Here is an 11,748-nt window from a genome sequence, read left to right on the forward strand (position 1 = left end):
AGCGGGCCCGGCGGGGCGAGCGGCCGACAGGGCGGGCCCGGCGGAGCGGGGCGGGTGGCTGAGGCGGGTGGCTGGCGTGCGCGGGGAACCGTTGCCAGGGACCGCTGTTCGGCGCTACCGGACCACGACGGGGCGGATCGCCGGATCGCGGCGCTGCCAGCTCACGGCGGAGCGGGCCCGGCAGAGCGGGGCGGGTGGCTGGGGCGCACGGAACGCCGTCGCCAGGGGCCACTGTTCGGCACCGCCGGATCACGACGGGGCGGATCGCCGGATCGCAGCGCTGCCAGCTCACGGCGGAGCGGGCCCGGCAGAGCGGCCCGCGGCGGGGCGGGGCGGGTGGCTGGGGAGCACGGGGCACCGTCGCCAGGGGCCACTGTTCGGCACCGCCGGATCACGACGGGGCGGATCGCCGGATCGCGGCGCTGCCAGCTCGCGGCGGGGCACGCCCGGCGATGCGGGTGACTGGGGCGCACGAAGCGCCGGGAGCGAGAGCGAGGCGGGCCCGGCGGGGCGGATCGCGACGCTACCGGCCGGCGGCGGGGCCGGGGGGCGGGGGCATCGCGGACTCGAGGGAACTACGGACTGGGGGTGCGGGCGGGGCGGGGGGCTCGGGGGCCGGGGGCTGAGGGCTGAGGGCGGCGGGCTGGGGGCCGGCGGGCCGGGGTCTTGGGCGCCGAGGAGGCCGTGCAGCGCGTCGTACACGCCGGGCGACGCCCGCGGGCCAGGTGCTCTTCCGATCTGGTGGCTGGGGCGCACGAGGCACCGTTGCCAGGGACCGCTGTTCGGCGCTACCGGCTCGCGGCGGAGCGGGCCCGACAAGGGGTCCGGCGGGACGGGTGACTGGTGAGCACGAGGCGCCAGAGGGGGGCGGGCCCGGTTCCGGGGCGCGGCGACGGCCCCACGGGCAGGAGGAGCGGGGTTCTGCTGCCGGGCCCGCGGGGCCGGTGCACGGCTCGCGCACCCCGCGGCGTGCCCGGCAGGCCCGGTACCTTCCGGCGCTTCCGGAAGGAACCTGTCCACGGCAGTGGGCCCGGCCATGCCGGCCGGGCCCACTCGCCGCCCGTGCAGGGCGCGCGCTCTTCGTGTCATACGGGGTGCCTGTTGTCTACCAGCGGTACCAGCGGCCCTTACGGCCCCCGCCGTCCGCGGAACGGACGACGAAGCCCAGCAGCCACACGATGAGCACGATCACCGCGATCCACCACAACGCCTTCAGCGCGAAACCCGCACCGAAAAGGATCAGAGCCAGAAGAAGAACAAGAATCAAAGGAACCATCGTTATCAACCTCCTGGCCACCGGATGCCCTTACTTCACCCCTACAAGCACACAAAACATGAGTTACTTCTATGAAGTGAGGGGCATACGCGCACCCCCTGCCCGAACGGTTCCCCCTCTCCCCCGCCCCACGCACCACCGACACACAGCACCGACACACAGCACCGACACAGCAGATACCACCCGACGCGATGCCATAGCCCAGAATTTGGGCACCTCACGCGGGCCGCCCCGAAGACGCCGATCACCGGCCGCGGGGAGCCTCGGCCGTTCACCGGGCCAAGGTCTCGGCGAGTTCCCGCGGGCGGGCGGCGAACGGGCTGTGGCCGCCCGGCAGCGTACGCACGGTGAACGGCTCGCCCGGCAGAGCCCGGTCGGCCTCCGCGATCATCACGTCCTGCACGGACACCGGCAATGCCCGGTCCTGCGCGCAGCGCACGTACATACGCGGGACACGGCCCCACCGCTGTGCGGTCAGGACGACGGGGGTCGCCGGGACCGCCAGCGGCAGATCAGGGCCGAGCACGGAACGCCAGCGATCGAAGCGGCCGACGGGCACGTCGTGACAGAAGGCCTGCCGCAGCTCCTCGACATAGACCGGATCCGGCGAGAGCGGATCGATCCTCACAGCCCCCAGCGCCTCCGGTTCCCCGAGACCGAGGTTCTGCCCCCGCGCGAACGCGTTCTCAGGCACGCTCAGGTAGTCGAAGACAGTGCCACCCAACCCCAGCCCCAGACGAAACACAGAACGGATCACGGGGTCCGGTCGGCCAGGGTGATGTGGTCGTGCAGGTAGGGGTCCTACAGGTGGTGGTACCAGACGCGCCGGTTACGCATCCGCGTGCACGGGCCAGGACAACGCGAATACCAGGACCGTCAACAGCAGCCCGGCCACCCCGGGCAGACCGACAACACGCACCGCCGCGCCCGCCACCATGCCCCAGTAGCGGCACAGGACAGTGAACACCGTGGCGGTGACACCACGATGCCGGTCCTCACCGGTCAGAGGCAGCGGGCGATCGTGCTGCGGGAAGGGCGCGTCATGCGTCGGCGGTGTCCTCCGCTTCCCAGCGGAGCAGGTCGCCCGGCTGGCAGTCGAGTGCCTCGCAGAGTGCGGCGAGGGTCGTGAAGCGGACTGCTTTGGCGCGGCCGTTCTTGAGTACCGCCAGGTTGGCGGGAGTGATCCCCACGCGGTCCGCGAGTTCGCCCACGGACATCTTCCGCCTGGCCAGCATCACATCGATGTCGACGGCGATCGGCATCAGATCACCAAGTCCAACTCGGCCCGCAGCTGGACCGCTAGGCCGTCGCGCGCGACGGCCTGGGCGAGCAGCGTCCGCAGGACGAGGACGAGGAGCGCGACCCCCAGGACAGCCACGCCGATGCCGCCCATGATGAGGGTGACGCCGGGATCGTCGCGCCGGCCGGGCGCGTTGACGGCCGTGACCGCGAACCAGGCGAGGGCGGCTGCCACGATCGCGCCGATCACGCCGTCCACGTACCGGAAGGCGGCGTGGGAGAACACGGTTCCGCGTCGCACCATCGTCACCAGCCGCCCGACGCAGGCCAGGGCGAACTGGACCGTCACCATGCCCACGACCGTGATCAGGCGCAGCGCGGTCAGCGGGAGTGTCCCGTCCTCCGGGTCGTTCCCGCTGACCAGGGTCCACACCATCGATGTCTGTACGAGAACGGTGCCGATGAACACCACCACGAGCACGGCGCGCAGCGCACGCACGGTCAGCTTCCCCACGAACCTTCCTTCCATCGAGCAACGATGGGAATCTATCGAGATTCGATAAGTTTCGATAGGTGAAGAAAGGTGGCGGCGTCCGGGCGGCCTTTCATCGCGTTCACGCATTACGCGGCGCCCGGGACTTTACGGGCAGGTGTGCCCCCGGTTTGATGGGGGCTGAGGCGAACCCCCCACAGGCTGCCCCGGCTCGCATGAGACGCCCCCGCCGCCTGGTGACCGGTCCGGGCGGAGCAGCGCACTCCTGCCAGGCATGCCTCTCCCCCATTTTTCTGTTCCTGTCCGCCGTCCCTCCATGTCCCCGTACCGGTAGAGGAGTTCCCGTATTTCCGCCCCCCAGGGGCGGAAGCGGGCCGGACGCTGTCGCCGGACGACGCAGCTCGTGTGTGCAAAGGAGTACCGGGGTGAAACAACGACCCAGTGAAGAGCGTGTGGCGGTGATCGGCGCCGGGTGCCGGCTGCCGGGGGGTGTCGACTCCCCCGCGTCGTTCTGGAAGTTGCTGACCGGCGGGCGGGACGTCGTCCGCGAGGTTCCCGAGGAGCGGTGGAGCCAGGAAGAGGTCTTCGGTCTTCCCGCCGATGTCGCCGCCCGGCTGAAATGGGGGGCCTTCCTCGACGAGGACGTGTACGCCTACGATCCCGCGTTCTTCGGCATCAACGCTCATGAGGCGGCCTGGGTCGATCCCCATCACCGGCTGCTGTGCGAGACGTTCTGGGAGGCGGCCGAGCATGCCGGAGTGCCGCCGAAGTCCTTGTCCGGCAAGCCGGTCGGTACCTACTTCGGTGTCTACAACAAGGAGTATCTCCTGCGCGCCCAGCGGCCGTTGGAGGAGATCGACGCCTATGCGATGAACGCGAGCATTCATTCGATGGCCGCCGGCCGCATCGCCTACCTCCTCGATCTGCGGGGCCCGCAGATGACTCTGGAGGCGGGGTGTTCCTCCGGGCTCGTCGCCCTGCATGCCGCGTGCCAGGGGCTGCGGGACAAGGAGAGCGACCTGGCGTTCGCCGGGGCGTGCGTCCTCATCCTGGGGCCCGAGGAGTCCGTGCCGCCGGCACGCTGGTCGTTCTTCTCGCCCACCGGCCGGTGCCGGGCCTTCGACGCCGCCGCCGACGGTTATGTGCGCGGAGAGGGCTGCGTGGTCCTCGCGCTCAAGCGCCTGGACGACGCCCTGCGCGACGGCGACCGGATCCTCGGCGTGATCCGGGGCAGCGCACTGAACCAGAACGGAGGCCGCTCCACCCGGCTGACCGCGCCCTCCACCGACGCGCAGATCGGGGTCTGCCGCCGGGCCCTGGCCGCCGCGGGTGTCGATCCGGGGGACGTCGGTCTGGTGGAGGCCCACGGCACCGGGACCGAGGTCGGCGATCCCCTGGAGTTCCGCGCGCTCGCCGAGGTCTACGGCGGCGGGCCCGGCGTCTGCACGCTCGGCTCGGTGAAGACGAACATCGGGCACACCGAACCGGTGGCGGGCCTGGCCGGGGTCCTCAAGGCCCTCCTGTCGGTACAGCGCGGTGAGATCCCGCCGAACCTGCACTTCCGGCGCTGGAATCCCGAGATCGACGCCGGAGCGACCCGCTTCCTGGTGCCCACCGAGACCGTCGCCTGGCCCGAACGCGAGGGGCGGCGGCTGGCCGTCGTGTCCTCCCTCAGCGTCACGGGCGCCAACGTGCACGTGGTCGTCGAACAGCCCCCCGACGGGCCCGGACACGGACGCCGCCGTACGGCGGCGTCCGGTGCGGGCGGCGCGCGGCACAACGACGGTGAGCCGCTGGCGTTCCTGCTCTCGGCGCGGAGCCGGCCGGCGCTCACCACGGCCGCGGACCGCCTGGCCCACTGGCTGGAGGGGGAAGGGGGCGGCGTCGCGCTACCGGATGTCGCCCACACCCTGGCGGTGCGCCGGTCCCCGCTGCGGGAGCGGCTGGCGGTCGTCGCCGCCACCCGCGCCGAACTGATCGGCCGGCTCACCGAGGCCGCCCCCGGGACGGCCACCACCGGTGTGGCGCGGGGCACGGCCAGGCCCGGGGCCGACACCGTGTTCCTGTTCTCCGGCCACGGCTCGCAGTGGGCGGGCATGTGCCGGGGCCTGCTGGACCGCGACGCCGGCTTCACCCGGGTCATCGACCGGCTCGAGCCGCTGGTCGCCGAGGAGTCCGGGTTCTCCCTGCGCGAAACCCTGGCCGGTGCCCGTCTCGTGGAGGGCATGGACCGCGTCCAGCCGACCGTGTTCGCCATCCAGCTGGGCCTGTGCGCCATGTGGGCCGGGTACGGGGTACGGCCCGCCGCGGTGATCGGGCACTCCATGGGCGAGGCCGCGGCCGCCGTCGTGTCCGGCGCCCTCACCCTGGAGGAGGGAGCCCGCGTCATCTGCCGCCGCTCCCGGCTGAACGTGCGCCGGGCGGGGGCCGGCCGGATGGCCTCGATCGCGCTGCCCCGCGCCGACGTCGAGGCGAGGATCGCCGCGAGCGGGGTGCGCGGGGTGAGCGTGGCCGTGGTCACCTCACCGGAGGCGACCGTGGTCGGCGGCGACAAGGACGCCGTCGACCAGCTGGTGCGCACCTGGCAGCGGGAGGACATCGCGGCCACGTTCGTCAACGTCGACATCGCCGCGCACACCGCGCACATGGATCCCATCCTGGACGAACTGCGCACCGCCCTCGCCGGTCTGGACCCGCGCACCCCGGACGTCCGCTTCTACAGCACCGTCCTCGACGACGCCCGTCGCGGCGTACGGCTGGACGCGGACTACTGGGCCGCCAACCAGCGGCAGCCGGTCCTGCTGGCCTCCGCCGTCCAGGCCGCCGTCCAGGACGGCTTCCACCGGTTCGTGGAGATCAGCCCGCACCCGGTCCTCGCGCACGCGGTCCACGCCACGGCCGCCGCCCTCGGGCCCGATCCCGTCGATGTCCTGGGCTCCCTGCACCGCGAGACCGACGAACGCACCGCGTTCCTCACCGAGGTGGCCGCCCTGCACTGCACCGGACACCCGGTCACCTGGCCTGACACCCCCTACCAGGACGCCGCGCTCGCCGATGTGCCCACCATGAGCTGGGAACGCACCCGGCACAGCATCGCCCCCTCACCGCTGCGCACCGCCCTGCCCACCGCCGGACGCGGCGGCCAGGGTGTCCTGACGGGCATCCATCTGGCCGACCCGGCCAGCGCCCGGCGCCACCTGTGGCAGCAGACCCTCACCCGCACCACCCTGCCCTGGCTGGACGAGCACCGTGTCAACGACGTGCCCGTCCTCCCCGGTGCCGCGATGGCGGAGATGGCCGTCGCCTGCGCCACGGACGTGTTCTCCGCGCCCCTGGGTGAGGTGGAGGTCCGCGACCTCGACCTGCACCGCATACTCGCCCTCGGCGAGAGCCGGGAGGTCACGGCGGTCGCCACCACGCTCGGGCCCGCCCTCGCCGACTGGACCCTGAACGCGGTCGGGCCGGACGGCGCCTTCGCCGCCCACGCGGGTGCCCGGCTCCACCACGCCCCGCAGGAACGCCCGCCCGCGCCGGTGGACATCGCCGCCCTGCTGTCGGCGCCGTGCGAGGACGTCGAACCGGCCGAGCTGTACCGGCGGTTGCGCCAGGAGCGGGGCATCACCCACGGTCCGGCGTTCCAGGGCATCACCCGCCTGCGCCTGATCCACGGGCACGGCGACGGCGTGCGGCAGACCCCAGGCGTTGACACGGAACTGGGGGACGACGAGCCGTGCGCGCTGGCCGACGTCGTGCTGCCCTCGGCCGGGCGCGCGGGAAGCCGGAACCTGCGGCTGCACCCCGTCCTGCTCGACCTCTGCCTGCAGGCGGTAGGCAGTACCTGGCTGGCCTGCCACCCCGTGCCGCCCGGCGGGATGCTGCCGCGCCGGCTCGGCAGGCTCAGGGTCCTGGGCGACACCACCACGGCGGCGTACGCCCACGTACGGCTCACCGACGTGGGCGACCGCTCCTGCACCGCCCGCTGCCTGCTGACCGATGCCACCGGGACCGTCCTCGCCGAGGCGGACGCGATCGACTGCGTGAACGTTCCTTCCGAGGACGGCGAAGATCTCTTCGACCGGCGCACCCTCGACGTCACCTGGCTCGAAGCCTCCGGGACCCGGGAGATCACCGAGACGGGCCACTGGGAGCTGTACTACGAGACGGACCGCGCAGGCGAGGCGGCGGACCTCAAGGCGGCCCTCGAAGAACACGGCGCCACCGCCGCCCTCCACCCCGTCACCGGCGTCAGCGGCACGCCCCGCGCCGCGACGCGTGCCGTGGTCTACCTGCCCGCCCTGGACGGCGCATCCGGTCCAGCGGTCCGTGCCCGGACCAACCTCGAACACCTGATACGTATTGCCCAGTCGCCGGCCCCCGACGGCGAGGGCATGCCCCGGCTGTGGGTGCTCACCCGCGACGCGGCGCACGTCACCCCTCAGGACACGCCCGGCCTCGCCGGATCAGGACTGCGCGGCGCCCTGCGTGTCCTCGCTCTGGAGCAGGCCGCGCTGCGTCCCGCCCACCTGGACGCCGACCAGCGCACCACGCCGGAGCGACTCGCCCGCGAGTTGCTGACCTGCCCCGATACCGAAGACGACATCGCCTACCGGGAAGAGGCCCGCTATCTTGCCCGCCTCACCCATCGCCCCCTGGGTCCCGGCGACCGCGTCCGTGCGGGCGTGAACTGGCGTACGCAGGGCGCCAAGCTGCTCCGCGGCCGAAGCAGGACCCTCGACGATCTCCACCTGGGCGCGCTGGTGCCCGAGCCGCCCGCTTCCGGGCAGATCCAGGTCCGACTGCACTCCACCAGCCTGAACTTCATCAACGTCCTCAAGGCGGTCGGCACCTACGACCAGTTGCTGTCCGGGACCGACATCGTCCCGCAGGCCGTGTTCGACGGAGCGGGTACGGTCACCGCCGTCGGCGAGGGCGTCCGTTCCGCGTCCGTCGGCGACCTCGTCGCGGTGCCGGTGTGCTGGGCCGGCGATCACGAGACGCTGATGGCCTCCCGCGTCACGGTGCGCGCCGACTGGGCCGTCCCCCTCACCTCCCCCGCAGAGCTCGCGCACGCGGCCGGGCTCCCCATCGCCCACCTCACCTCCTGGTACGGGCTGTGCCGCCTCGCACGTCTGGCAGCGGGGGAACGGGTACTCGTCCACTCCGCCTCCGGCGGTGTGGGGCTGGCCGCCGTCAACATCGCCCGGATGAAAGGGGCCGAGGTCCTGGCCACCGCCGGGACGGAGGAGAAGCGGGACTACCTGCGCTCTCTGGGCGTCCGGCACGTGATGGACTCCCGCAGCCTCGACTTCGCCCGGCAGGTGCGCGAGATCACCCAGGGCCGGGGGGTGGACGTCGTCCTCAACTCACTGACCGGCCCGGCGCAGACCGCCAGTCTCGATCTGCTCGCCCGCAAGGGCAGGTTCATCGAGATCGGCAAACGCGACATCTACGAGGACACCCACCTCGGGCTTCTGCCGTTCCGCCGCAACATCAGCTTCAGCAGCGTCGACATCGCGCTGCTCCTGCACAAGGAGCCCGGCCTGATCGCCTCCCTCGTACAGGAGATCGGCCGGGCCTACGCGGCGGGCCTGCTGCCGCCGCTGCCCATGACCTCCTCCCCCGTCCTGGAGGCGTCCGAGGTGTTCCGCACCATGGCGGGTGCCCGGCACACCGGCAACCTCGCGCTTGTCTGGCCGGCCGAGGGGAAGGTCACGCTGCCGGTCGCCCCTCAGGACGTACGGCCGGTCGAACCGCACGCGTCCTACCTCATCACCGGGGGGCTGGGCGGTCTCGGTCTGGACGTGGCGCAGTGGCTCGCCGGTCACGGGGCCCGCGCCCTCGTCCTCGGCGCGCGGTCCGAACCGGGCGAGCGGGCCCGCCGTGTCATCGAGGAGCTCACCGCGCGCGGCGTCGATGTCACCGTCGCGCTCGGCGACCTGGCCGACCCGGCGACGGCCCACCGCCTGGTGTCCGCGGCCGAGGCCACCGGCCGTCCCCTGCGCGGCGTCCTGCACGCCGCCGCCGTGGTCGAGGACTCCGTCCTCAAGAACATCGGCGCCGCGCAGCTGCAACGGGTGTGGGACTCCAAGGCACTGGGCGCGTGGAACCTGCACGAGGCGACGAGGACCTGCGCCCTGGACTGGTGGATCAACTTCACCTCCGTCGCCGCCGTCATCGGCCAGCCCGGGCAGACCTGTTACGCCGCCGCGAACTCCTGGCTGGACGAGTTCACCCGCTGGCGGCTCGCCCAGCGGCTGCCCGCCACCAGCATCGTGTGGGGGCCCTGGTCCGGGCACGGCAGGGGAACCGGCATCGAATCCCTCGGCTACGCCATGATCTCCCCCGAGGAGGGCATGGCCGCGCTGGAGAAGATCGTCACCCGCTCCGGGCGGCCCCTGACGGTCTACTCACCGCACGATCTGGACCTGCGGCTCTCCCTGCACCCCGACGCGGCCCGCCTCGCCTACTACGCGGCGATCGACCGCGCCGACGGCCCCGCCGACGACACGGGCACGTTCCTGACCGAATGGAACGGCCTGGCCGATCCGGGGCGGCGTACCCAGTTCCTGCACGAGAAGATCAAGCAGCACACGGCCGCCGTGCTCCGATGCCCCCTCGACAGCGTCGAGGACCGCACCGCGTTCGTCGCACTCGGTCTGGACTCCCTGCTCGCGATCCAGCTGCGCAACCGTATCGCCCACGAGGCCGGCGTCGAACTGCCCACCACCGCCCTGTGGACCCACCCCACCCCGGCGGACCTCGCCGAACTCCTCACCGACCGGCTCCCGAAGTGACCAAGGGGGGACCTCTGGTGGACCCTGCTTCCGTCCTCGTCGTCGGCGCGGGCCCGTGCGGGCTCACCGCCGCGTGCGAACTGACGCGCCACGGCGCGACGGTCCGCGTCATCGACGCCGGCCCACAGGCCGCGACCGGCACCAGGTCCATCCTGCTGTGGCCGCCGCAGCTCGCCGTCCTGGCCGACTACGGTGTCCTCGACGAAGCACTCTCCCTGGGCAGACAGCCCGAAGCCTTCACCTACAGCACCGGCACCCGGCGCCTGGCCCGCTTCCGGTTCACCCCCGGCACCGCCCCGCTGGTCCTGCCCCAGCACCACACCGACCGGCTGCTGGAGAAGGCCCTCACCGCCATGGGGGTCACCGTCGAACGCGGACGGCGCGCCACCGGCCTCACCCGGACACCGGACGAGGTGCACGTCGAGACCACCGACGGCAGCGGCCGGACCGGCACCCTCACCGCGGCGTGGCTCATCGGTGCGGACGGTGCCCACTCCACCATCCGCACCGCGCTGGGCACGCCGTCCACCCGGACGAAGGCCGTGTCGCGGTTCCTGCTCGCCGAAGGCGCCCTCACCCCGGCACCGCCCGTCACCGACATCGAGTACACCCTCACCGCGCGGGGAGCACTCCTCATCGCTCCCCTCCCCCACGGCCCCTACCGGGTCGCCGGCAACGTGGCCGAGGGAATCCAGCCCGGCATCGAGGAGGTCCGGGCCCTCCTTCGCCGCGGCCGGCGCACCCTGGAGGTCAGCGACCTGACGCTTCTGACCGAGTTCACCTCGCAGGAGTCCCTCGTCCACGAGATGCGTACCGGCCGGGTGTTCCTGCTGGGCGACGCCGCCCACACGCACTACCCGGTCGGCGGGCAGGGCGCGAACCTCGGTATGCAGGACGCCCGCAACCTCGCCTGGAAACTCGCCGGCGTCATGGACCGGCGTCTGTGCGGCGGCGTTCTCGACACCTACGACACCGAGCGGCGTGCCGCCGCTCAGCAGGTGCTGCGGATGACCGGGCTGGTGGCCCGTGTCGCCCTGGCGGGGCCGCCGGCCGACCGAGCCCGCGATCTCGTGCTGAGGGCGGCGGCCTCGGTACCGGCCGTCCAGCGCTGGTACACGGCGAGGCTCGCCGGGCTCAAGACCTCCTACCCCCACACCCCGCTGGGCGCGCCCGCCCCCGACCGGCCCCGGCGCATCGGACGCCTCTCGGATGCCGCGGCGGTCGGGCTGCCCTGCCCCGACTGGGCGCGGGCGGATCGGCCCACCACCGCCTACCGGCTGGTCACGCGGGGCGCGGGGCGCTCGGCGCTGCGGCAGCGGGCCGACGAACTCGCGCGCGGCCGCCCCCTCGTCACCCACCAGCACGTCGACGGCCAGAGGGAGCAGTGTCTGCTCATCCGGCCCGACGGATACACCGCCTGCGCGGCGGCCACCGCGCAACTGGACGACATACGACGCCTGTTGGATCGCCTGTCCGCCTGAACGCTCGCACCGAACCGGAACACGGAGGACCAGTGAACATCTCACCCGAACACGACAAAGTTTTCCGCACCTGGGCGAACTCCCTGTGCACCAACGACCTCGAAGCCTATCTGTCGTGCTTCGCCGACGAACTGCGCCTGGAAGACATCGCGTTGGACAGCGTCGTGGAGGACAAGGCCAAGCTCCGCAAGGACGTGGAGACCTGGTTCGACGCCTTCCACGACGAACAGCTCACCCTCGACGGCTATCTCGTCGGTCCGGACGGTGAGATCGGCACCAAGTGGACCCTGTCGGCCACCGTCGTCGGGCACTTCCCGCGCGTGACCGAGAACGCCGTGATGGGCCGCCGCTTCACCAAGCACGGGCTGAGCGTCTTCACCTTCTCACCCGGGGGACAGTTCCGGACGGAGGTCTCCTACTGGAACCTCACCACCATCACCCGGCAGATCACCTGACCCACCCCGT

Annotated in this window: 6 protein-coding genes and 1 pseudogene; 3 read left to right on the plus strand and 4 right to left on the minus strand. The window is 72.5% G+C overall.

Annotated features, from left to right (window positions below; all coding sequences use genetic code 11):
- Positions 1 to 1,105 precede the first annotated feature (1,105 nt).
- The 4 genes and pseudogenes from ACLF5H_RS31530 to ACLF5H_RS31545 all read right to left on the minus strand — a co-directional run bounded on the left by ACLF5H_RS31530 (position 1,106) and on the right by ACLF5H_RS31545 (position 3,029).
- Complete coding sequence (locus ACLF5H_RS31530; RefSeq protein WP_361680711.1) at positions 1,106 to 1,276, minus strand: hydrophobic protein; 171 nt, start codon at positions 1,274 to 1,276, stop codon at positions 1,106 to 1,108.
- 271 nt (positions 1,277 to 1,547) lie between these two features.
- A pseudogene (locus ACLF5H_RS31535) lies at positions 1,548 to 1,982 on the minus strand (alpha/beta fold hydrolase); the annotation flags it as partial.
- 334 nt (positions 1,983 to 2,316) lie between these two features.
- Complete coding sequence (locus tag ACLF5H_RS31540; RefSeq protein WP_421679426.1) at positions 2,317 to 2,538, minus strand: helix-turn-helix domain-containing protein; 222 nt, start codon at positions 2,536 to 2,538, stop codon at positions 2,317 to 2,319.
- A complete protein-coding gene (locus tag ACLF5H_RS31545; RefSeq protein ID WP_421679427.1) occupies positions 2,538 to 3,029 on the minus strand; it encodes a DUF2975 domain-containing protein in 492 nt (163 codons plus the stop codon). Before ACLF5H_RS31545 ends, ACLF5H_RS31540 begins: the two co-directional genes overlap by 1 nt.
- 404 nt (positions 3,030 to 3,433) lie before the next feature.
- Here ACLF5H_RS31545 and ACLF5H_RS31550 point away from each other — a divergent pair, with 404 nt between their 5' ends.
- The 3 genes from ACLF5H_RS31550 to ACLF5H_RS31560 are packed head-to-tail and all read left to right on the plus strand — an operon-like array spanning position 3,434 to position 11,738.
- Positions 3,434 to 9,802 carry a type I polyketide synthase gene (locus ACLF5H_RS31550; RefSeq protein ID WP_421679428.1) on the plus strand — a complete coding sequence of 2,123 codons (6,369 nt, stop codon included), beginning with the start codon at positions 3,434 to 3,436 and terminating at the stop codon, positions 9,800 to 9,802.
- A 17-nt stretch (positions 9,803 to 9,819) separates the two neighbouring features.
- A complete protein-coding gene (locus tag ACLF5H_RS31555; RefSeq protein WP_421679429.1) occupies positions 9,820 to 11,283 on the plus strand; it encodes an FAD-dependent oxidoreductase in 1,464 nt (487 codons plus the stop codon).
- A 32-nt stretch (positions 11,284 to 11,315) separates the two neighbouring features.
- Positions 11,316 to 11,738, plus strand: a complete 423-nt coding sequence (locus tag ACLF5H_RS31560; protein ID WP_421679430.1) for a nuclear transport factor 2 family protein — start codon at positions 11,316 to 11,318, stop codon at positions 11,736 to 11,738.
- The last annotated feature ends 10 nt before the right edge of the window (positions 11,739 to 11,748 follow it).

The sequence above is a fragment of the Streptomyces sp. LaBMicrA B280 genome (assembly GCF_049222185.1).
GTDB lineage: Bacteria > Actinomycetota > Actinomycetes > Streptomycetales > Streptomycetaceae > Streptomyces > Streptomyces murinus.

Coding starts and splice junctions, on each gene's coding strand:
- ACLF5H_RS31530 (WP_361680711.1), bottom strand. CDS start 1,276: ATGGTTCCTTTGATTCTTGTTCTTCTTCTGGCTCTGATCCTTTTCGGT.
- ACLF5H_RS31540 (WP_421679426.1), bottom strand. CDS start 2,538: ATGCCGATCGCCGTCGACATCGATGTGATGCTGGCCAGGCGGAAGATG.